Raw genomic sequence first — 19,768 nt, 5'->3', positions numbered from 1 at the left:
ACAACACTCCTGCGGAGGTGTACGCGGCCCATCAGGAGATGCGTCTGGCCGCGTGATGCGGACGGTTCAAAGCCTGTCCGGAAACAGCAGGGCCCCTCACGGGTTCTTCACACACCGGTGCTTGGCGCAGTCGTCGCACACCCACAGGCATGGGCACACCCGGAAGCTCTTGTGCAAGGGGTCGCACCAGGGCAGCGTCGCGTTGGCACCGCCGCGGTGATAGCCGCGGTGAACGTTCGCCATCACCCACGCGGCCGCGTCGGGAGGCATCAAATCGGGCATGGTCACGGCGCCATCACCTCCGCAACCCGATCCACGGCCGCCTGGACTCGTTCGCGGGCGGGGATGAGGTGTCGGCCAGCATCGAAGTCGGCGTCGACTGTGCTGTCGGGGACCACCACGAACTGGTCGGTACTGACGACACGGACAGCGCCCTCGTGGACGTACCAGCTGATTGCGGGAACGGTCGGGCCCTCGTCAGGGTCGTCAAGGGCGAGCTGCACCCGCATGTTCAGGTGCGGCCAAGTTTCCGCGATGAGATGCAGGTCGTGGGCGACGTCGTCCGCGACGGGGTTGGGGCCGACGTTGTACGTGCTCGCACCGATGTGGCCGTCCCACGCGCACCAGCCTCGCAGCCCGCCGATCCACGCGGACACGATCCGTTCGTTGTGCAGGTGGTTGAGGCCCAGGATGCCCAAGGCGGCGTTGGCGGCTCGTACCGATTCCAGGTCGGGGGCGTCGGGGACGGTCGGGTGGGGGCGCAGCCCGAACATGTCGTACAGGGCGGTGCGGGTCTGGCCTTGGGCGTAGGACAGCCTCCACACTGGGGTGGTGCGGATGATGATGTCGTCTGCCTGATCGGGGGTGACCGGGTCTCCGGCGACAAGCAGTCGGGGCCATTTGCCGAGCAGCGAGGGGTTCATGAGGTGAGGCTCCAATCGTCGTGGGCACCGTCGTAGCCAAGGGCGCGCATGCGGGTTTGCAGGTCCAGGAGAATGCGTTGGAGGCGGCCGGCCTTGTCGAGGTAGTCGGCGACGGTGACCGCTTTCTTCGCGAGGGTGCGCAGACGACGGGCGGTCCGGTTGTGGTTGGTGCGCAGCCGCAGCAGGATCAGCCGGTCGTTGTCGACGGCGCGGCCCTCGGCGAGGGCGATGAGCTCCAACATCGAGAGGTCAGGCTTGAACACGTCGCCGATCTCCCACTCCACGTCTGCGTAGGTGGTAGCCAACTCGGGGCGCAGCTGGCAGGCACGCACCAAGTCGGCGCGGGAAGCCAAAACACACAGAGAACAGGACAAACTTTTCCGAACTACGGAGATAGGGAGTCGGAAGCGGGGCAGCGCGGGGGTCATCGTTCTTCTCCGGGGATGATCGGCATGCCCAAGGCGACCGAGGTCCGGTTGCGCATGCGGTTCCGGGCCAGCCGGTCCAGGGAGGAGAGCTTGTTCCGAGCCGCTTCAAGGCTGGTCTGGAGTCCTTGGACTTCGCCGAGCCAGCCGTTGACGCGGGCCTCCTCGATGCGGTCCCCGAGGTTGCGGATGATCTCTTCCAGACGCCGCCGCTGCCGAGGGTCGACACGGAGCATGGGGCAGCGCACGCAGGCGTGCTCGTGTGCGCAGGGGGTGCCGTAGGGGCGCCCACAGGTGCCGAGTTCGACCTTGCGCAGCTCGAAGTGCTGCTGGAACTCGTTCCACTCCTGTTCGGTGGGTTCCCGGTACTCGGCGGCCGGGCGGGCAGCACGGCGCGTGTCCAAAAAGGCCCGGTAGGACTTGATCAGCTCTTCCTGGAAGACCGCAAGGTAGGCCTGGGTGGTGTCCAGGCTGTGGTGGCCGAGGATCTTCGCGGCGATATGGACGGGCAGGCCGCCGGTGACGGCGTCGGTGATGAACATCCGGCGGAAGTCGTGCGGCGTGTAGCGCAGGGGCTGGCCTGCCCGGTCGGTGAGTCCGGCGCGCTCCAGCGTCTCATCGAGGAGCCGGTAGAGGACCTTGGTGCTGATGATCTCCCGACGCCATCCGTTCTTGCGTTGGAACAGGTGGGGCAGCATCGGCCCGGTCACGCGTTCATGCGCGTCGTAGCGGGCTGTCAGAGGAACGCGGCCGTCCTCACCTCGGATTCGACAGATCACGCTGGCCAGGACGCTGGCCAGCTCCGGGGTCACCAGGAGCAGGCGTTCCTCGTTGCTCTTGGAGGGCACGATCTGGAGCAGGGGAACGACCTCGCCGGTGTCGGGCAGTCGGTAGGAGACCAGGGCCAGGTGGGTCAGCTCCAGCAGTTCCTCGATGCGGACACCGGTGTGCCGGAGCGTTTCGATGATCGCCCAGGCCCAGAAGGCGTCCTCCTCCTTGCGGAGCAACTCGATGCGTTCGCCGTTGTGTTCGTCGGTGATGACGATGGCGTCCGGGCCGTGCTGGGACGCGCTGCGGGTGTCGTGCCGATACTGAATTCGGCGGTAGGTTCTCCTGTCGTGCTCGAAGGACTCTCCGATGGGTGTGCGGCGGGCGGCGTCGAGCAGGGCCGCCTGGTCCTCGCGGTGCTTCTGGGCCGTGTCGACCAGCGTGGGCAGGTGGGGCAGGCGCTCGCGGATGCGCTGGTGCACTTCCGCGGTCCGGGCCCGGTTGCGTTTGGCGACGCCTGCCAGGTCGCTGCGGCGGATCGGGCAGCGGACCGCCCACGGCGCCCAGGAGGGGTCTTCGTGCGCCCACTCCTGGATGTCGAGGTAAAAGGTCCGGACGCGGGCGAGGATCTCCAGGCGGCCCCGGCGGGGCTTCTTGGGCCCCTTCGTTCCGGAGGTGAAGGCGATCCGGGCCTTCCATGCGTCGGCGACCTCCGGTGGCAGGTCGAGGGTGTCGATTCCGGGGTGGTGCCGTTCGATGTCGGCCCAGAACGTGCCCGCCAGAGTGCCGACCAACTGGCGGAAGGAGCTGAAGTCCATGGCGGGGCGGCGCTCGTTCAGGTAGCGGATCAGCATGTCGCGGACCGGTGCGCACTGGATCTTCCGCTGGGCGACCAGTTCCTCGGTGGTGGACTGGCCGGTCCGGAGGGTGGCGCGCAGGCTCTGGTCGCTGTCGAGCACGCCGACGTCGCACAAGACGTCCCAGGCTCCGTGAATGCCGGTCTGGTGGCGGCCGTAGCGGCCGATGTTCCAGGCCCGGAATTCGAGGACGTCGTCTGCGGTGACCTCGTGCAGGTCCTTGCCGGTGTGCAGCACGATCTTGGACAGGCAGGTGAGGGTCTGGGCGACCTGGCGGCCGATCATGCCCCGGGCCCGCGCGGCTTCCTCGGCCCGGGTGAACGCGTCGGCGGACAGTTCGGTGCGCACGTCGGCGAACAGGCGGACCGCGCCGTAGTCGACGAGGAAGTCGTAGCTGGGCAGCACGAGACGGCACAGCAGGAGGCCGGCCAGGCCGCTGACGACCTCGCTGCGGAAGTTCTTTACGCAGCGCCCGTTGGCCGAGGCGGCATCCGGAACCCAGCTCAGCGGGCCCGGGTCGGTCTCGCAGGAGTCCCATCGCTCCTGCCATCCGGTGCCGGGCCGCTCCGCCAGCCAGGCGAGCAGGCGCTCGGCCGCGCGCAGCCTTGCGCGCATTTCGACTCCGGTCAGGTGGGACCAGGTGCTCAGCTCGGGCAGCCGGGCCAGCACCTCCCGGCTGGGCAGGGTGTCGATCGGCCCGACACGGCGGGGGGTCGACCGGGGCTGCTGGGTGCCGATGAAGCGGGGGAAGGGTGTCACCTGTGGTGGCTGGGTGGGGGTGCTGTTCGTGGTGGTCATCGCGGTTGTTCTCCGAAGAGCACGGCCAGGTCCGAGGCGTTGTAGCCGCGGGCCGGGGTCGGGACGGGGGCGGGTTGTTCGGTCTGCTTGGCGTCCGACAGGTGCTGGTGGACGCGGCGGATGACTTCTTCGGGGTCTTCTTCGAGATAGAGCTGTGTGGTCGACAGGTGCGCGTGGCCGAGGACGGTCTGGATGTCGCGGAGCGAGAGGTTGCGGTCCCGCAGCATCCGCAGGGCGCAGGTATGCCGCAGGTCGTGCATGCTCCAGTTGGTGCCGATGGACTCGTTGACCCGGCGCAGGACGGCGCGCAGGGCGTCGTAGTTCAGCGGCTGACGGACCATCGGGCCTTCGCCGCGGCGGCGCCGCCGCAAGGTCCACCAGACCGGGTCACCCGGTTTGAGCGGGCCGATGCCGTCCAGGTAGAGCCGCAGCCAGACGAAGGCGTCAGTGCTGGCCGGAAGCCACTGTTCGGCACCGGTTCCTTTGCGGCGGACCCGAACGAGCTGGTCACCCCAGTCCAGGTCGGCACTGCGGATGCCCAGGATCTCGGCGGCGCGGCTGGCGTTGCTGATGACCAGCGAGGTCAAGGCCCGGTCACGGTCCGAACGCAGGGCCGCGAACAAGGAGTTCCACTGCTGATCGGGCATCGCGCGGGGGCGCCGCTTGGGAACCGGGGGGTTGTAGCGCAGCCGCCCTTCCGGCAGGAACGGCTCCAGCGGGTTGTGGTGCGCGTTCGGTCGCTGCCCACCCGGCGTTCCTGGGGGACCGGGTTGACCAGGGGGCCGTCTCCGCGCGCGATCCAGAACTCGTAGAAGCTGCGGATCACCGCGTTGCTGTGCCGGATCGTGCGGACGGCGTACTGGTCCCCGGGGTACTGCTTGCGGGTGATCGGGTTGATCGTGCCGACGGTGGAGGCTGAGCTGGTCCTGGGTGTCCGGCGCGACTTCGTGCTGCGTTGCAGCCACAGCACGAACTCGCGCACCTCGGCCGAGGTCACCTTGTCCCACTCCACATCGACGACCTGGAGCCACCGCCACCACCGCAACAGGTCGTAGGCGTAGCTCCGGACGCTTCCCGCGCTGCGGCCCTGGGCGACGAAGTCCCGCAGGTACCGGCGTATCGGCTCGATCGGCTGGTCGTCGGAGTCGTGTACTTGGTAGGGCACGACACCGTCGACCTCCACGACTCGGCCCCACTGCGGAAGCCGGATCGCATCGACGTCGTGCTCGATATCGCTTGATAGCGCCACACCAATCCCTTCGTTCGGGTTGGGTGACTTCCTACCGGCGTGGCGCAACCGGACGCCCGCGACACACGCGTGTTGCCTCTGGTAGTCCGGTCAACATGTCGGGACATACCGTCGTCGTATGAGGGGTGGTGCGCCAGGCCGTGCTCACGGTGCAGCTCCCACACCCGCTCCTCGGGCATGCGGAGGAGGGGGTGCCAGGACCAGATCGACCGCACCCCCGAGGAGCGCGGGTGTAGCGCCAGCGGCGCCAGCTTCGCCCGCCCGGGGGACTCCTGGGCGCGCATGCCCAGCGCGTACATGATCGTGGCGCGTCGGCCCAGGGCCAGTTCACCGACGAGTTCGGTGACGAACCGCATCCCTGGGCCTCTCTTCGCCCACGACGTGCAGAATCTAGCCAAAGCGTCCATCCAGAGGCGGCGCTTACGGACCTGGTCGAGCAGGTCACCGTCCGCGGCCCGCTCCTCATACCGGACACCGAAGTGCGCGGCGTGGGCGGCGGCGATGTCGGCCGCACCCGGCCACTCGTAGATCCCGAGCGGGTTGTGGAGCACCACGACCCGGTCCAAGATTCCGACTTCCGCAGCCAGGCCGGCCACTTGCACCAGCAGGGCAGCGGAGTCTTTGCCTCCGGAGTGGTTGCACACGATCGCGTCCGCGTCGCGGATCCAGTTCAGGTTCGTGGCCCGGTCGGGGGTCAGGTCAACCGTCGAGCCGGGCAGGTCGAACAGGGCATCCACCGCCCTCACCCCTCCCCTGCGGCCGGGGCGGAAGGCGGCGCGTCGACCGTGTCGATGCACTCGCGGGTCAACCACACGGCGGTGGTGTCGGGGCTCACCGCTCCGTCCGCCTTCCGACCGGGGTGGGCATCTGCCGCACGCGCAGGTTCTCGGGCCAGTCGCGGGGGTCGGAGCCCTTGGTGCTCGCAGCGCCGTGCTCGCGCGCCCACACCTTGCCGAGCTGTTTGACGAACACCGCCGCCCCGGCCTGTCTCGTCTGATCGACCAGGGAACGCACCCACTCCAGCTCCAGCGGGCGCGCACTCGTCCCCGACTCCCCACCCACGATCACCCAGTCCAGGCCGTGCAGCCGCTCGCAGCACCCGCCGGCGTGCACGAAGCTCGTCGTGAGGCCATGGCCGCGTTCGGCACCACATGTCCACAGCGCCCGTTTCAGATCGACCGGCCCCAGCAAAGGCTCGGCCGACACGAACCGGACCGCAGCCGGGGTTTCGATCAGCGCCGGCAGGCGCATCTCGGTGCGCTGCTGGTCCTCCACGGACACGCCCACCCACAGGTTCGGTACCGGCCACGGCTGCCGGTCGAACCTGCGCAGCGAATCGCCATCACTGAGGTGGTACATCTCGACCCACACCGCCCTGGCGAACTCGACGGTGTTCAGCAGCGACCGCATGCGGGCGTGCCGCTTGGTCAGGAGCTGGTAGGTGTGTTGGGGGGTGAGCGCCATGACCGCGAACATGCGAGCCAAGAACGCATCCGGTACCTGCGGGTGGAAGGCGTCCGACATGCTGTTGACGAACACCCGGTGGGGGGTGTGCCAGCGCAGCGGCGCCTTCAGCACATTCTCGTGAACGGCCAGGCCGAACCCTGGACCGGATGTCTCAGGGCGCCCGTCGGTCTGGTAGCGGGGCTGCCCCATGTGCTTGAGGCGACGTGCCTGGGCTTTGGCGTAGCAGTGGTCGCACCCGGGGCTGACCTGGTCACACCCGGTGGTGGGGTTCCAGGTCCGCTTGGTCCATTCGATCCCGGTCATGGGGCTGGTTCCTGCCGTGGACGATCGTTGGTCATCTCGGAGGCTCCTTCGACTGTTGGAGGAGGGCGCGGATACGCTCGGCGTGTCCGCGGACGGTTTCAGGGCTGGCGGGGCGGGCACCGCCGGTGCGCTGCTCCCAGGGGCGGGCCTCAGTGGGTCGGAACCCCAGCGAGGAGAGCTCGGCGACCAGGGACCGGGCCCACACTTCCGGGTCAGGACGGTCTCCGGTCTGTGTGGCCTGGTACTCGACTAGGCGCCGTTGGATCAGGCGGGCAGCCTCGTCGCGGATGGCCGCCCGCTGTTCGGCGCTCATGTGACACCCTCACCGGAGTGGGAGGGGTGGCAGCGGGGGCACGGCCCCAAATCCACGTGCTGTCCGATGACCGGGTCCCAGCGCAGGAGGTGGCGCCGGTCGGGGTGGCACTCGAATGCCCCGCAGTGCTCGGGCGGGTCCGGGTCCGGAAGGGCCAGCAGGTCGATCACCGGCACGCGCGGCCGGGCCGGGGGGCCGTGGGGTTCGGCCACGCACTCCGAGCAGGCCCAGCCGTGCCCGGACCGGTCCGCGACCATCGGCGTGCCGTGGCGGGCGCACCGCCGCACCCGGGGAGCTCCCTGCGGGGCCTGGGAGGGGTCTGGTTCGTCCTGTGCCGCCCGTTCCGGTCGGGGTGGGAGTGAAGGGGTGGAGGTGCCGCCGTGGCGCACCCAGGCGGGCAGAGCGTCCACCAGGTAGTCGGAGGCCAGGCGCTTACTCAACACCGCGTACAGCGACTGCGTGGTGTCGTGGCCCTGGCGCAGCCACGCCACCAACTCGGTGCCGGACACCGCGTCTCGCCCAAGCGGGCGACGGCGTCCAGGGCGTCGGGCAGCAGTTCGGTCACCAACCGCTGGTGCTGCCGCGGGGACAGGCCCAGACCGGTGTCGGCAGCGATGGTCGCGATCACTGTCCGGCAGAACAGGGTGTCGTCGTCTCGGCCTGGGCGCGCCGCAGGGACGATCCCCCAGTCATCCGATGAGTTATCCACAGGGGCGTTCGCGCGCGCACGCGCGTCCTCCCCCTCCTCCTCAGTCTTCTTTCCGGTGTTCTCACTGGTCTTCTTAAAGACCGTGGGCTTTCCGGGGGCCGGTCGACCCCCGGTCGGCTCACCGGCCTGCGGCTCACCGGCCTCCGGAAACCCGTCGGTGGTCGCGACCTGGTAAAACACCGGATCTGTGATGGGTAGCTTGCCGAGCGCGCAGTCGATCTGCGCCGTGCCCTTGACCTGGGTCAGTACCGGCTCGTCCTCATCGCACCCCGTGCAGCGCAACCACATCTCGGTGCCCTCGGCGTACCGGGAGCACATCTCGACGTAGTCGCTTCGGTGAAAGGCGTGACGGTGCGGAACACCGCCGTGTGGAAGTGACCGCCGAGGTCGCGGTAACGGACCTTGGCGACCCACCGGTGCGCCACCAGGGTCCGCATCGCCTTGTACGCCACATCCCTGCCCAGGGTGGGGCCGGGGATCCGCCTCTTCTCGGCAATGAGCTGATCGAGCGTGAAGTGCCACTGCTCGTCGTGCCGCAGCACGACGTTGAGCAGCCCGATCGAGTTCAGGTCCGGCAACGTGTCCAGTGCCGCGTTGGGCACCTGCGTGAAGCCGCGCAGCGGCCGCAGTTGTGTCAGATGCTGCATGTCACCTCCTCACCAGGTGGGCAGGGCGCGGGGCGTCGGGTGCGGTCACGAACGGCCGTCGAAGGTGGGGGCGGCTCGGAGCGCCCGCGCGGCCTCCAGCAACGCCTGGCACTCACCGACGAACACCGCAAAGTCCTCGACGTCGTCGAACCGGGTCGCCGTGAGTTCCACACGGCCGGTGGAGTGCAGCACCGCACGGCCGCAGACCGCGTGCTCCTCATGGACCGTGACCTTCGGGCGGGCCTGCTCAGCGGCGCTCACCGGCGGCCCCCGATGATGTGCTCGGCCAGGTCCAGCGGCTCATGGCGAGCGAGGTGGTCCACCAGGACCGCCGACGCCCAACGGGAGGACCCGCGGACCTGGAACACCTCGCCCTCGTCGAAGGCGGTGTGCTCGCACACCGGGCACACCAGGTCGACGACCTCACGTTTCTCGGCCTCCTCGGCGACCGACTCGTAGCGATCGACGTGACCACAGGGGTTGTCCCAGACGTCGACGCTGTACCACGCCCCGTCTTCGTGCTGGTTCAGGTTGCGGGCCTGCCCGCGCAGGCCGCCGCATCGCGGGCACAGGGTGTCGATGATGACCGGACGGATCACCGGGCTGCACCGGCCGCTCCCCCAGGGGCTCTCAGCGGCGCGCAGGCGGATGCGCACGGTCATCGTGGGGACCTCGAAGCGGCCTTGGTCGGGGACATCGAGGTCGACGATGGTACGGATGTCGGCGCGGGTCATCACTCGGTCACCTCCACCCGGGAGCCGTCCTGGAAGATGGCCGTGCGCAGGGCTCGCGCGTGGGCGAGCTCCGTGGACGACATGGTCGGCCATTCGCCGTCGAGCACTCGGCGCAAGACCTGGAGGGAATCCGCGTTGACGTAGAGGTCGGCGCCGCAACAGGCGGCCCCACGGGTGTCGGAGCATCGGGGGCTGTAGACGAATTTCATGGAGCGCCTTTCGGGAGGGAGCCTGGCGTGGTCGGTCGGCCGCGCCAGGCGGAGGGGTCAGGAGGGGTTGATGGGCTTGCTGAACCGCACCAGCGTGGGGTCGCAGTCGCAGTAGCCGTCCAGGTCGATGTCCAGGCGGCAGTTACCGCACCAGCCGAGGTCGTCGAGGGAGGCGGCCTTGTAGCGGGTGTGGAGGTGGGTGTTCAGGGCCTGGGCCAGGTTCTGGCGCGCCCGGTCGAGCTGGCGGGCCTGGTCGCGGAGGTGGTTGATCTCCTCCAGAGCCTCCTGGGCCACATCCAGGGGAAGGGGGTAGAGGTCCTTGCGGAACGGCCGGTCGATCACCGTCCCGGCCGGAGTGGTGACCGTCCAACCCGGGGTCCAGAGGTCATCGCTCCAACGCAAGTCGATGCCGGCCGAGAGCTCCACCGCCCCCTTGTAGGCGTGCTGGAAGTCGTCGTGGTCGGTGTAGGCGATGATGACCTCCAGCCCCAGCACGCGACAGGCGTTGGCGACGGACTCGACGTAGCTGACCGGGTTCTTGGCCGCCGCGATCACGCGGGCCACCGGGATGCGGGAGGCGATGCGGTTGGGGGAGAGAGCGACAGCCATTCTTCTAGCCTTTCTTTTTGGTTTTTCTTATAATCAAATACTAATCTACTGACAGCCCCCTTGCCGTTCTTTTATTCGTTTTTCTTCCTTTGTTTTTGGGTTGCCGGTGTCTAGGTCATTTTCCTGTCGAAGGCGCCTCGGATTGCTCTGAAAAGAGCCGGTTCCCCGACTTCATGAAGAGTCAGTTTCTTCGGCAAACACGAGTGTTCCGCGTGGCGGGGGCGCTTCCAAACGCTTCCCGCTGCCTCCCCCCGGGGGGTGAGTCGGTGGTCACTTCTCTCGGGCAGGGGAGGCCAGTGCTTCGCGCCAGTCCTGGGTCTCGGGGGCAAGTGCTGCGGCGATAGCGAGCTGGGCGTACCCGTTTCCCAGCGCAGTCTGCATGGCCGCTTGGGGGTCCCTGGTGCGGGCGAGCCGCTTGGCTCGCTCGAAGGCATCGACCGCCTGGCGGTATGCCTCAGGTCCAGTCATGCGAAGCGACCTCCTCCGATACTGCACTTACAACATGAGCGCGATGCTCGACGTGAGCATTCCGGTGATTGCGTTAAACGGAAAAATGCTTATTTTTCTCGTTGTTTATTGGGTGCGGGCCTGGATCTTGTCCGGTGCGTAGTTCACAGGCGCACGGATATGCCTTGCGTTCGCTTCCTCCGCCGGGCCCGCCGACACAGGCCACACACCGGAGTGCGTTGTCGACGGTGCCGCCAGTACGCCCCCGAGGTCCCGCAGGGCTGCAGCGCCCTCGGCTGCACCCCTTTCGACCTGCGTCTGCGTTCCCATTCACGGCGCATGGCCTGGCGACACAGGTCACACGCCGGGGTCCGCTCGCGGTTGTGGCGGGCGTAGGCAGCGGGCGTTCCGCACGGCAGCAACCGCCGCCGGCCGGTGAACCTGGCGGCCACCAACTCCTCCACCGCAGAAGGCGGATACCGAATCGTCCGCGCGGACAGCCGAACCTGGACCAGCTCCCCGGCGTCGGCGTAGGCGCGTACACGCCGCACAGTCACACCCAGAACCGTTGCCACCTCGGCGGAGGTCAGCAGAGGACGCAACACCCGCTCCGCGGCGTCGCCGGTCGACGCGTTCACGCTGCCTCGCCCTCTGACAGGGGAACCGCAGCTGGGTCCGCCATGTCCCGCCCTTGCCACTGGGAATGCGAGGCCCACCCGGACGCGAAGGCCGACTCCTTGATCTGAGCAGCCGCAGGCCCCATGGGAGCGCGCCCGATCAGCTCCGGGTAGGTCTGCGCCAACCTCTGCGCAATGGGCTCGACGATCGTTGACCGCCCCCCGGAGCGCACGGCCGCCAGAGTGGGCACCGCCAGACCTGTCGCCAACGCGACCTCCGTGGTCGAGTACCCAGCCCGCGCGAGCGCCTGCAGCATCCGACGCGCCGGGGTGGCATCGACCTGGAGGCCTCCGCTGTAGCGGAGTTTCGGCGCGGGCTCGAATCCCCACCGGAACCGGCTCTCCCGCTCGGCCTCGTTCATCCCGCCCCAGATCCCGAACTCGATGTGCGGATCCGTGCCCGCCGTCCGGCACTCGGTGGCCACCGGACACTCGGCACACACCGACTTCGCCCTCTCCTCCCGGAGCTGCTTCGTGGAATGCCGCTCACCGTCAGCAGCGAAGAACAGCTCAGGGTCCACGTCCGCACCACGGCACCTGGCAAACGTCGACCAGTGCTTCTCCTGCGCGCCGTTCACGTCCTCCTCCTCGTTGTTGTTCGTGGACTCAAGCGGCACGGGTCCCCCTCTGCCCACGGTGGCGCGGCCTCGGGGCAGGGACCTGTCCAGGGCATCCGGCCTGCCACCACCTGTTGAAGCACGCCCGGATCAACCGCTCTCCCCGCGGGCCCGGACCCTCGTACTCCCCTCGGCGGTGACAGTGCTCGCACACGATGACCTCGACATCCGGGGTCACCAGCCAGGTGCACCGGCCGGTACGCCGGTCAATCGTGAGCAACCCATTACGCAAGAGGCTCCGGCGGTAGCGGTCACGTTCGTTCTCGTTCATGCCGCCAGCCACACCCACGGCGCTGGTCTCGATCGCCTTGCGCAGACACTCAGTGGCTACGGGACATCCCGCGCACACCTGGCGTACAACCCGTTGCTCACGCTCATCCCGAGCGTCGACGTCCTCGCCCTCAACGCGGAAGAACTCGCCGAGTTCCATACCGGCACAGCGGGCCTGCTCCCACCAACGGTCCTGGCTGTTCATCCGTCCTGTCCTGTTCTCCCGCGGGGGTGTGAGGGGCGACTGCGCAGCGGCGGCCGCCCCGGTTGCGGTCTCAGATCAAGCCCATGGGTCCTCGGGTGGTTCCTCCTCCCCGACCGACTCTTCGGACTGGCCGGGATCACCGGCGAGCATCCACTCCTCGAACTGGCGCAGCTCCTCCACGGACGCTGTTGTGGGGGACCGACCTCCCGTGTGCTGGGCGAACAGCAGCTCCAGCTCCTGCGGCGTTCGCTCCTGTGCCTCGAAGTGGGTGACCAGGGAGCGCCACAGGTCCACCGGGTCCTCGACGATCTCCGCGTCGACTGCCTCGGAATCGGACGTGTCCGGAGTCGGAGTTGGTGCCGACTCGGAGCTCGTGGTCTGTCGCTGGCCTTCGATGCGCTGGCGCAGGCTGGCCTCAACCTGATCGGCTTCCGCCCACGTCAGGTCGCCCATCGCCGTGACGTTGCGCCCCACTACGGACTCAACTCCGTTGCGGGCCGCTTCTGGGGTCTGCACACCGGCTTCTCGCAGCAGACCGAACAAGGCACTGGTCCTCTCCCGGTCGATGCGGTCCCGGTGGCGGCGCCTCAACGACTCGTTGCGCGCCTCCACGATCGACGACGCCTGCGCCCGCCGCTCCCGCGCCTGGTCCAAGGCTTCCTGATCCATCTCCTCAGGGATGTACGCGCCGCCCAACACCTGCGGAAAGGCCTTCCGGATAGCGCTGGCCTCGGCACATTTGGCGATCATGTGGGACGGCATCTGCCGCCACAAGAACGCCCGGTCCCCGCCAGATCCCCCTTGGGGGCGGAACTCGACGAACTTCGCGACGCCCCACACCGGGACGTCCATCTCCGCGTGCAGCAGACCAACCCGAGCCGCGACCGGCGGCACCGCATCGTGTACCCACACGTCCGTCCACACCCCGTCGGGGCCACACCACTCCGGGCCGATCTGCCCGCGGTACATGCCGGTGCCGCGCGCCACAGCCCGGAATCCGTCGATCCCGACCTGAATCGTCCACTTCTTCCCACCAGGTGCGTACTTGTCAGTCCGGCCGATCAGATACACCTGCCGCGAGAACGGATCAAGACCACTCCTCTGGCAGACGTGCAGGAACACCAACTGCTCACCGAAGGGGGCTTCCTCGATACCCATCTGACGCAAGGCAGCAATCTGCGCCTCGGACCACTCCACCTGGTCGTGGGTGACGACCAGCCCCCCGGCAAGCTGCGCCAGTTCACCAGCCATGGCCTCATCACCGACACCGTCGACGTCAGCGTCCACCGCCTCCGACTCTGGTTCCTGCCGCTGTTCCTCCTGGGCGTCAACGTCCAGCTCCTCCGGCTCAGGAGCCTGCGTCTCTTCGCTGGTCCCGGTCACGACGCCACCCCCATGCCCCAGTCGAGCGGCTCGTCCGACGCGGGCTGTATCGCCTCCACGGGGGGCAGATTCTTGGGCGTCTCCACCCACGGCATGACGCCCTTGCGCGCCCGCCGGTAGGCCACGACGTCCTCGCCCCACTTCGCCTTCCCGGCGTCCCCCATCAGCTCCGTCAGCCGGGATCGAGCCAGGTTCCAGTGCTCTAGGCCCTCCTGCTCCGCCTTCTTGGCGGCCAGCACCTCACGCGCCTGGTCGTCGGTGAGCGTGATCTCCTTCTTCGGGTCGAGATGGGGGTGAGTCCTACGCAACGCGGCGTACGTGTGCTTGTCGCCGTCCAGCTCAGGCGGTTCCCCGTAATGAAGGGACAGCCGGAAATCGGCCGCCTCGGCGATCAGCGCGTCGATCTCCTCCTGGTCCCAGGTGATGACGTACTCACGCATCTCCAGGTACGAGGACAGGACGGCGACGTGGACTTCGCGGACACCGAGCACGACCATCTGCCACAGCACCTGGCATCGGATTCCCACCGGGATCTCGTCGACGCCACGCCCCCATTCCGAACCGTCGGCATCGGTTTTCAGCTCCAGCAGGGCAACTGGAGCGCGGTCCAATGCGGGGCAGGTCGGGCACTGTGAACAGCACGGGTCGCAGTCGACCGCGTCGCAGCACCCCTCCGCTAGGTGCGTGTCGCATTCGCACATGGGCACGAGCCGCCGGTCCGGGGTCGCGACCATCCACGAGTCCTCGGGGTGCTGCCAGGTCCCACCGGGAAGCACCGCGTACTCGGGATGGCGGTCCATCCACCAGGCGGCCACGCCACCCTCCAGATAGTGGCCGCGCGTCTTGTTCTTCGTCGGGGGCTCCGACGGCAGGTTGCCCGCCATCTTCTCCCACACCGACCGCCGCGAGTCGTAAGACGACAAGCCCATGACCGCAGCGATTTTGGACGCGGTCATCGCGGCCATCCACTCCTCGCTGCCTGGTGCCATGCCGTCGACGCGAACGGGGCGCACCGGTGCGGGTGGCACCGCTGAGGGCAGCGTGATGGTGCGGGCAGTGAAGTCCCGGTCGGCCCACCGGAGGCCGCCACCGGTGTAGACGGGCCGGTCGTGAGCAGGCACCACCGGGCCGAGTTCGACGAGACCGGTGAGAGCGGCCTGCACGATGGTGGCCTTGTAGTACCCGGCAGCGAACCGGTACCCCCCACAGGGGGCGGGAACGACCAGGGCCATCCGGCGGCCCTGAACCACAACCCACGCCTGCCCAAGATCAGCGCAACTGTGCAACATGTCCACGAGGTCTTCGTGGACCGGACGCAGGTCACCCACAGGACGCCTCCGGGGCACGGTGCCGTCCGGGGCGCGGAGCCAGGCGAGGCGGTGCGACCTTGAGACCCCGCAGCAGATCCCGGCCTTCGCGCAGGTGCAGACGGATCATGTGCGCACGCAGGTTCCCGTGACGCAGGCCAGACACCTCGCCTGCGCGAGCGGCCAGCGCGGGAAGCAACTCGGGGAACCCGTCGGCCTGCGGGGAGTCCGCGCACACGGCCTCACCAGCACGGAGCTGGATCTCCGCGATGTCGCGAGCGACCTGCCTCCAACGTTCGTTCTCTCCTCGGGAACCGGCCTGGGCCGCCTTGCCCAACGCCAGACCCTTCCGGGTCTCCAAGTAGGCGAGGTAACCCCCGCGGTCGGTACGATGCTTCATGCCCTGTGTCCTCTCTTGTCGGTTGGTGCAGGGCGGGCTTCCGGGCGGGCCTCATCCGCGCGGGAGCCCCTTCTTCACGCCTCGGTCCGGCTCCGCCGCGCCAAGTAGTCGGCGCGACGCTTGGGAACCTTCGGCTCCAGCGACACAACGTTGGTGTCGCCTTCGGACACCAGTGGGGCGTCCGTGGTCTTGGTGGCGCGACCGCGCCGCTGGTACTTACCGCGAGGGGCTTCCTGCCGTTGGGTGGGCACCTCGTGATGGCGGAGGATCCAGTCCAGGTGCTCGCGGGTGAACCGCACCCGCCCGGAGATCCGCGTCCACGGGATCTGCCGTGCTTTGGCCTTGTCCCGGAGCCAGCTCGCAGTGGACCGGATGAGCAAGGCGGCTTCCTCAGGGGTGAAGGCCAGCGGGTCCGGCATCAGTCCGGTCTCCTGGTCGGAATCTGGGAAGGCACGCCGTCCAGGCACAACCGTTCGATCGGGACCCGCAACGCGACAGCGACCTTCACGAGAGTTCCGACACCGCATTCGCGGCGACGGTCAGCGCTCGGCGGGATGTTCGTCGCGTCGTAGTTTTCGAGGTTCCGCCAGGTCGCGGGGTGGACATCGGCCCGGTCAGCGGCCTGTTTCCGGGTGAGCCCAAGCAGATGGCGCTGACGGCGGATTTGTCTGCGGTCGTGCCTGACCGTCGGTATGGGAGGCATGAAACACAAACTAGGACTCACAGACCAATAATGCAAGAAAAGTGGCCCATGAGGGCAAAAATAGTTACCCCATGAGGGCAATTTTGGGGTTCAAGGGTGCCTTCGGACCTAGGTCTCCCGTGGGGAGACGGTCAGGGACCTAGGGTGTGCTGTGAGTCCTACGGGCCACGACACCGTCCCCCCAGCAACCAAGGAGCAGGGTTGACCCACGACGACCAACGAGGAGAGGAAGAAGCAACCGAATGCGTGCGCCTCACCATGCAGCAACGGGCTCTGAGGGCCGCCGAGATCCTGCGCCGACGCAGAGAAAGCTTCGGCTACCCCAAGCGCGCTGCCTTCGCACGCGACACCGGTGTGGCCTACAAGAACGTGTCGCGAGTGGAGTCAGGCAAGCCTCGCGGCTACGACAGCACCACGCTCCAGGCGCTTGATGCCGCCTACGGGTATAACGCCGGCTCCATCGAGGACGTCTTCGCTGGCGGGGACCCAAGGCCTCTGGAAGGTGACGTCACTGAGCGCACCGAGGACGCCCCCGCACTGTCCTCGGAACTCCTGGGGCGGATTGTTGGCACGCCCCCCTGCATGCCGAACGAGTCCTTGGAGTGGCACCAGGATCCCATCGACGAGGCCAACTGGGTGTACACGATGACGATCGTGTTCGTCGAGGAGGACCGGCATGCAGGGCGAGCCGCCGACATGGAGAAAATCTCCATGCCTCTGTCCAAAAATCGGACGACCGAAAATGTGGCGAAGGTGCTGCGTGAAGCAATCACCCATGTCCGCTTCAACCTGGACAAGTAGCCTCACATAGTCGCCTTTCAACACAAAACGTCCCGGACTGGAACCATTCGACCGGGACGTTTCGTCTGTATGCAGGACGACTCCACACCAACGAGAGGCCCACCGAACCCCGCCAGTCCCCCTGGCGTTCTGCGCAAACAACTCAAGATGCACGTGCATCCGCACGTACGACCGCCTAGCATGAGCCCCCCGAGGCCACGTTTCGGCTTGAACCGAAGGTGATAACTCCCTTGCCCATTCCTGCTTCCAGGCTCTACGTCCGTCCCCGCCCCCTCCCAGCACTGGCAGCAGTCGCCGAACGCGCCGATGCGATCTGCATCGACCTCCACCTCGGCAGCCGACCTGAGGAGTTCGTCCCCGTCGCCGTCCCCCTGGTTTCAGACTCGTACTGAGTCGATGGATCCAGAGCTTCGGCATCACCGTTACCCCGAGCCTGTTCCGCGACGACCCGATGAAGTTCATCCACCTCTTCGGCCTCACACGAGTCGACGCACTCCCCGACTCAGTCCCGGAAGCCCTCAGGGATCCGCGCTTCTCTCACCGATAAGGGACATCCCCTGCGACTAGAAACGGATGGCATGGCATCGCTGCTCTCCACCCCCAGGTTTCACGTCGTTGAACCGGACATTCGAGCCGTGTATGTCCGGACGCGCCCCCTCCCCGCGCCAGCCGCGGTCGTGGAACGCGCTGACGCGATCTGCATCGACCTCCAACTCGGTTCCCCACCCGAGCACTGCTTTCCGGTCGTACTCTCACTGATCACCGACACGGTCCTCATTCGATGGGTTACCGAGTTCGGCGTGACCACACCCCCATCTCAAATCCGGAGAGACCCGCTCCGCATCATCCGAGACTTCTCCCTTCAAGATGTCCGCGCCGTCCCAGAGTCGGTTCCCCTGGACCTGCGTGACCCCCGATTCCCGTACGTGTAAGGAGTGCTCGCCAGCAACGGCACAATGAAGTCTCACCTCATGCCAAAGGAGCGATCGTGCATCACTACGATCTCTTCACCGCCCCCGCGGTGAAACCCCCCAGCCCACCGGCACCCCACCGGACCGCCCCCACGACCGAACTGGCATCCCCCAACCCTTCGGCCGCCAACCGCTGGCAGGCGCGCTACAAGACCCCCGAGGGAAAGATGGTGACCCGCGCTTTCCCTGATCGCCCCAACGCCACCGCATGGCTCCAAGGCAAACCGGGAGGCTCTCTCAACCAGATCCGGTCCCAGGCGGGCACCTGATGGTCGCCTACGCCGAACCGCTGAAGCTGTCATGGCGGGCCCGATGGACAGGGCATGACGGGAAGCTCAAAGCGAAGTCTGGGTTCCCGAACAAGACCGCCGCCACGAAGTACGCGCGAGAGCAGGAAGCAGAAGCAAGGAAGGCGTCTGAACCCAGCTCGCTGGTGCGCGATGATCGTGACACCATCACCTTCAAGGAGTGGGCGCAGGAGTGGCTGACGAAGATCAGCGTGTCCGAATCCTCCAAGCGCCGATATGTGTCCGCGCTCCGTAACCACATCGTGCCGGAGTGGGGTGACTGGAAGGTCAAAGATCTCGCCTCCGCCCAACAGCAGTTCCGACGGTGGAGAGAGCAGCTCAAGGACGAGGGATACGCCTACAACACGCGCACTCAGGTGATAGGCCTGTTCTCCAGCATCTGCCTCGGGGCGATGAGAGAGCGCCTGCTCTCGGCGAACCCGACGCACGTCCAGTTCGGCCAAGGCAGTGTCGCCGACCGGATGCACGACGATGACGAGGCGGAGCCGATCGTCCTCACTCCCCTCCAGGCGCTCCTAGCAGCTGAGCGCGCCGCCGTCATCACCGGCCGTCCCGACGAGTTCATCATGTTGGTCGCGAAGTACTACATGGGAGTACGGATCGGCGAGCTTCTCGGCCTACCGAGATCGTTCGTATCTCTGCCTCAACCTCGAATCACGCATCAACTCCACCAGGCGGAGACCACGAAGTTCGAGTACCGGCACACCAAAGGGGCCGACAGGAGGCGGGTGGACCTTCCCACGTTCCTGTCCGAACTGCTCGCCTTCCAGGCTGAGCACGTGGTTCATCCGAGTGCCCCGGTCGGTGCGGAGTGGTGTCCCTGTGGGGATCGGGCCAGGGCGAGGTATCGGCATCCAGTGGGGTCTCTGCTGTTCTCCGGGCTCGGCCGCCATCAGCACTGGGAACTTGGGGCCTTCCGTAACAGGGTGTTCTACCCGGCCACACGCGCCTTGTTCTATCCGACGGTGGCACGGCAGCGCCGACCTGTCTGGGTCCGTGAACGGGAAGACGGAAAGCCGTTGCATCCGTTCGACTTCGATCCGCGGGACCGGCGGTTGGCGTCGAAGGAACCGGTGGCGTGCTGGATGCCGATCGCTCCAGGCGCGATCGTCCTGCACCACTTCCGGCACAGCCACAGCTCCCTGCTGGAGGAGCTCTGGGTTCCGGGTCCGCTGGTGGACGAGAGGCTGGGGCACAAAGACCGCAACGACGTAAGGAAGCGCTACAAGCACCCCACCGACCGCATGCGCGCGTGGCTCAAGGAGGAGTTGGAGGAGGTGTGGAAAGAATCGCTACGGCAGCGGAAGGCGATGGGAGTACAGTCCCCTGTGGCGTTGGTGGAGGACCTACTTCGGCAGGTGGAACTGCCCAATCTGGAATCTCGCTCCAGATTTGCTCCGGATCGGCGTCGTCCTGAGTGGGGTGCGTGGGACGCTAGAACAGCTTGACGCCTTTGACCTGCAATATCAGTGGGACAGCGCCGCTCGTGTTGGTTGAAATTCCCCCATTCTGAACATTGAGTCGTTGATGTTGGCCATGGAGGAGGAGAAGTTGCCTCCGCCGAAGCCCGCGGTGGCGCCCAGGACCAGGAACAGCCAGTAGGGGGTGTCGGGGTTCTGGATCAGGTAGAAGGCCAGGGCGGTGGGGATGAGCAGCAGGGACGCGGAG

25 protein-coding genes and 2 pseudogenes are annotated in these 19,768 nt (G+C 67.3%); 3 read left to right on the top strand and 24 right to left on the bottom strand.

Features of this window, described 5'->3' with window-relative positions; all coding sequences use genetic code 11:
* Nucleotides 1-96: 96 nt before the first annotated feature.
* The 23 genes and pseudogenes from BJF83_RS20895 to BJF83_RS28010 all read right to left on the bottom strand — a co-directional run bounded on the left by BJF83_RS20895 (nt 97) and on the right by BJF83_RS28010 (nt 15,736).
* Nucleotides 97-288, bottom strand: a complete 192-nt coding sequence (locus BJF83_RS20895) for a hypothetical protein (RefSeq protein WP_075927646.1) — start codon at nt 286-288, stop codon at nt 97-99.
* A complete protein-coding gene (locus BJF83_RS20890) occupies nt 285-923 on the bottom strand; it encodes a hypothetical protein (RefSeq protein ID WP_075927645.1) in 639 nt (212 codons plus the stop codon). The genes BJF83_RS20895 and BJF83_RS20890 overlap by 4 nt, the downstream gene beginning before the upstream one ends.
* The gene (locus tag BJF83_RS20885) at nt 920-1,255 is read right to left on the bottom strand and encodes a hypothetical protein (protein ID WP_158070418.1); all 336 of its coding nucleotides are present in this window, start codon (nt 1,253-1,255) and stop codon (nt 920-922) included. Before BJF83_RS20885 ends, BJF83_RS20890 begins: the two co-directional genes overlap by 4 nt.
* A 92-nt stretch (nt 1,256-1,347) precedes the next feature.
* A complete protein-coding gene (locus tag BJF83_RS20880) occupies nt 1,348-3,771 on the bottom strand; it encodes a site-specific integrase (protein ID WP_075927643.1) in 2,424 nt (807 codons plus the stop codon).
* The gene (locus tag BJF83_RS29800) at nt 3,768-4,418 is read right to left on the bottom strand and encodes a site-specific integrase (protein ID WP_262391728.1); all 651 of its coding nucleotides are present in this window, start codon (nt 4,416-4,418) and stop codon (nt 3,768-3,770) included. The genes BJF83_RS20880 and BJF83_RS29800 overlap by 4 nt, the downstream gene beginning before the upstream one ends.
* Nucleotides 4,355-4,936 (bottom strand): site-specific integrase, encoded by a 582-nt coding sequence (locus BJF83_RS29795; RefSeq protein WP_262391727.1) that lies wholly within the window; start codon nt 4,934-4,936, stop codon nt 4,355-4,357. The genes BJF83_RS29800 and BJF83_RS29795 overlap by 64 nt, the downstream gene beginning before the upstream one ends.
* A 197-nt stretch (nt 4,937-5,133) precedes the next feature.
* Nucleotides 5,134-5,664 (bottom strand): annotated as a pseudogene (locus BJF83_RS31270) (phosphoadenosine phosphosulfate reductase family protein); the annotation flags it as partial.
* A 187-nt stretch (nt 5,665-5,851) separates the two neighbouring features.
* Complete coding sequence (locus BJF83_RS20865; RefSeq protein WP_075927641.1) at nt 5,852-6,790, bottom strand: DUF5131 family protein; 939 nt, start codon at nt 6,788-6,790, stop codon at nt 5,852-5,854.
* 31 nt (nt 6,791-6,821) lie between these two features.
* Nucleotides 6,822-7,103 carry a hypothetical protein gene (locus BJF83_RS20860; protein ID WP_075927640.1) on the bottom strand — a complete coding sequence of 94 codons (282 nt, stop codon included), beginning with the start codon at nt 7,101-7,103 and terminating at the stop codon, nt 6,822-6,824.
* A complete protein-coding gene (locus tag BJF83_RS20855) occupies nt 7,100-7,612 on the bottom strand; it encodes a hypothetical protein (protein ID WP_075927639.1) in 513 nt (170 codons plus the stop codon). The genes BJF83_RS20860 and BJF83_RS20855 overlap by 4 nt, the downstream gene beginning before the upstream one ends.
* Nucleotides 7,613-8,054: 442 nt before the next feature.
* Nucleotides 8,055-8,459: a hypothetical protein gene (locus tag BJF83_RS20850; protein ID WP_075927638.1), complete on the bottom strand. Its 405-nt coding sequence runs from the start codon at nt 8,457-8,459 to the stop codon at nt 8,055-8,057.
* Nucleotides 8,460-8,504: 45 nt separating this feature from the next.
* Nucleotides 8,505-8,720, bottom strand: a complete 216-nt coding sequence (locus tag BJF83_RS20845) for a hypothetical protein (RefSeq protein ID WP_075927637.1) — start codon at nt 8,718-8,720, stop codon at nt 8,505-8,507.
* Complete coding sequence (locus BJF83_RS20840; protein WP_075927636.1) at nt 8,717-9,193, bottom strand: hypothetical protein; 477 nt, start codon at nt 9,191-9,193, stop codon at nt 8,717-8,719. Before BJF83_RS20840 ends, BJF83_RS20845 begins: the two co-directional genes overlap by 4 nt.
* Nucleotides 9,193-9,402: a hypothetical protein gene (locus BJF83_RS20835; RefSeq protein WP_075927635.1), complete on the bottom strand. Its 210-nt coding sequence runs from the start codon at nt 9,400-9,402 to the stop codon at nt 9,193-9,195. The genes BJF83_RS20840 and BJF83_RS20835 overlap by 1 nt, the downstream gene beginning before the upstream one ends.
* 57 nt (nt 9,403-9,459) lie before the next feature.
* Nucleotides 9,460-10,011, bottom strand: coding sequence for a hypothetical protein (locus BJF83_RS20830; RefSeq protein WP_075927634.1), 552 nt, complete (start codon nt 10,009-10,011; stop codon nt 9,460-9,462).
* Nucleotides 10,012-10,281: 270 nt separating this feature from the next.
* Nucleotides 10,282-10,479 (bottom strand): hypothetical protein, encoded by a 198-nt coding sequence (locus tag BJF83_RS20825; protein ID WP_075927633.1) that lies wholly within the window; start codon nt 10,477-10,479, stop codon nt 10,282-10,284.
* A 143-nt stretch (nt 10,480-10,622) separates the two neighbouring features.
* Nucleotides 10,623-11,063 carry a helix-turn-helix domain-containing protein gene (locus BJF83_RS31265; protein ID WP_394329368.1) on the bottom strand — a complete coding sequence of 147 codons (441 nt, stop codon included), beginning with the start codon at nt 11,061-11,063 and terminating at the stop codon, nt 10,623-10,625.
* 29 nt (nt 11,064-11,092) lie between these two features.
* The gene (locus BJF83_RS20815) at nt 11,093-11,752 is read right to left on the bottom strand and encodes a WhiB family transcriptional regulator (RefSeq protein ID WP_075927631.1); all 660 of its coding nucleotides are present in this window, start codon (nt 11,750-11,752) and stop codon (nt 11,093-11,095) included.
* Nucleotides 11,742-12,227, bottom strand: a complete 486-nt coding sequence (locus BJF83_RS20810) for a WhiB family transcriptional regulator (protein WP_075927630.1) — start codon at nt 12,225-12,227, stop codon at nt 11,742-11,744. Before BJF83_RS20810 ends, BJF83_RS20815 begins: the two co-directional genes overlap by 11 nt.
* Before the next feature lie 75 nt (nt 12,228-12,302).
* A complete protein-coding gene (locus tag BJF83_RS20805; protein WP_075927629.1) occupies nt 12,303-13,610 on the bottom strand; it encodes a RecT family recombinase in 1,308 nt (435 codons plus the stop codon).
* A complete protein-coding gene (locus BJF83_RS20800) occupies nt 13,607-14,842 on the bottom strand; it encodes a YqaJ viral recombinase family protein (protein WP_158070416.1) in 1,236 nt (411 codons plus the stop codon). Before BJF83_RS20800 ends, BJF83_RS20805 begins: the two co-directional genes overlap by 4 nt.
* Before the next feature lie 88 nt (nt 14,843-14,930).
* Nucleotides 14,931-15,317: a hypothetical protein gene (locus BJF83_RS20795; protein ID WP_075927627.1), complete on the bottom strand. Its 387-nt coding sequence runs from the start codon at nt 15,315-15,317 to the stop codon at nt 14,931-14,933.
* Nucleotides 15,318-15,391: 74 nt separating this feature from the next.
* Nucleotides 15,392-15,736: a hypothetical protein gene (locus tag BJF83_RS28010; protein WP_075927626.1), complete on the bottom strand. Its 345-nt coding sequence runs from the start codon at nt 15,734-15,736 to the stop codon at nt 15,392-15,394.
* A gap of 485 nt (nt 15,737-16,221) precedes the next feature.
* Between BJF83_RS28010 and BJF83_RS20785 the strand changes: the two genes are divergently transcribed.
* From BJF83_RS20785 to BJF83_RS20775, 3 genes are all read left to right on the top strand, one after another.
* Entirely contained in the window at nt 16,222-16,821 is a 600-nt protein-coding gene (locus BJF83_RS20785) for a helix-turn-helix domain-containing protein (protein ID WP_143832013.1), read from the top strand.
* 988 nt (nt 16,822-17,809) lie between these two features.
* Complete coding sequence (locus tag BJF83_RS27645; protein WP_158070415.1) at nt 17,810-18,061, top strand: hypothetical protein; 252 nt, start codon at nt 17,810-17,812, stop codon at nt 18,059-18,061.
* The gene (locus tag BJF83_RS20775) at nt 18,061-19,548 is read left to right on the top strand and encodes a site-specific integrase (RefSeq protein WP_158070414.1); all 1,488 of its coding nucleotides are present in this window, start codon (nt 18,061-18,063) and stop codon (nt 19,546-19,548) included. Before BJF83_RS27645 ends, BJF83_RS20775 begins: the two co-directional genes overlap by 1 nt.
* Nucleotides 19,549-19,623: 75 nt before the next feature.
* Here the strand turns inward: BJF83_RS20775 and BJF83_RS20770 are convergent.
* Nucleotides 19,624-19,768, bottom strand: a pseudogene (locus BJF83_RS20770) (MFS transporter); the annotation flags it as partial.

The sequence above is a fragment of the Nocardiopsis sp. CNR-923 genome (assembly GCF_001942255.1).
GTDB lineage: Bacteria > Actinomycetota > Actinomycetes > Streptosporangiales > Streptosporangiaceae > Nocardiopsis.
The sequence above is the reverse complement of the archived record's forward strand: the minus strand, read 5'-3'. Positions and strand labels throughout refer to the sequence as shown.

What these genes read in the sequence shown, in the direction of transcription:
- BJF83_RS20890 (WP_075927645.1), bottom strand. Translation starts at nt 923, where the DNA reads ATGAACCCCTCGCTGCTCGGCAAATGGCCCCGACTGCTTGTCGCCGGA.
- BJF83_RS20880 (WP_075927643.1), bottom strand. Translation starts at nt 3,771, where the DNA reads ATGACCACCACGAACAGCACCCCCACCCAGCCACCACAGGTGACACCC.
- BJF83_RS29800 (WP_262391728.1), bottom strand. Translation starts at nt 4,418, where the DNA reads ATGCCCGATCAGCAGTGGAACTCCTTGTTCGCGGCCCTGCGTTCGGAC.
- BJF83_RS20865 (WP_075927641.1), bottom strand. Translation starts at nt 6,790, where the DNA reads ATGACCGGGATCGAATGGACCAAGCGGACCTGGAACCCCACCACCGGG.
- BJF83_RS20860 (WP_075927640.1), bottom strand. Translation starts at nt 7,103, where the DNA reads ATGAGCGCCGAACAGCGGGCGGCCATCCGCGACGAGGCTGCCCGCCTG.
- BJF83_RS20850 (WP_075927638.1), bottom strand. Translation starts at nt 8,459, where the DNA reads ATGCAGCATCTGACACAACTGCGGCCGCTGCGCGGCTTCACGCAGGTG.
- BJF83_RS20840 (WP_075927636.1), bottom strand. Translation starts at nt 9,193, where the DNA reads ATGACCCGCGCCGACATCCGTACCATCGTCGACCTCGATGTCCCCGAC.
- BJF83_RS20835 (WP_075927635.1), bottom strand. Translation starts at nt 9,402, where the DNA reads ATGAAATTCGTCTACAGCCCCCGATGCTCCGACACCCGTGGGGCCGCC.
- BJF83_RS20830 (WP_075927634.1), bottom strand. Translation starts at nt 10,011, where the DNA reads ATGGCTGTCGCTCTCTCCCCCAACCGCATCGCCTCCCGCATCCCGGTG.
- BJF83_RS20825 (WP_075927633.1), bottom strand. Translation starts at nt 10,479, where the DNA reads ATGACTGGACCTGAGGCATACCGCCAGGCGGTCGATGCCTTCGAGCGA.
- BJF83_RS20810 (WP_075927630.1), bottom strand. Translation starts at nt 12,227, where the DNA reads ATGAACAGCCAGGACCGTTGGTGGGAGCAGGCCCGCTGTGCCGGTATG.
- BJF83_RS20800 (WP_158070416.1), bottom strand. Translation starts at nt 14,842, where the DNA reads ATGGCCCTGGTCGTTCCCGCCCCCTGTGGGGGGTACCGGTTCGCTGCC.
- BJF83_RS20795 (WP_075927627.1), bottom strand. Translation starts at nt 15,317, where the DNA reads ATGAAGCATCGTACCGACCGCGGGGGTTACCTCGCCTACTTGGAGACC.
- BJF83_RS28010 (WP_075927626.1), bottom strand. Translation starts at nt 15,736, where the DNA reads ATGCCGGACCCGCTGGCCTTCACCCCTGAGGAAGCCGCCTTGCTCATC.
- BJF83_RS20775 (WP_158070414.1), top strand. Translation starts at nt 18,061, where the DNA reads ATGGTCGCCTACGCCGAACCGCTGAAGCTGTCATGGCGGGCCCGATGG.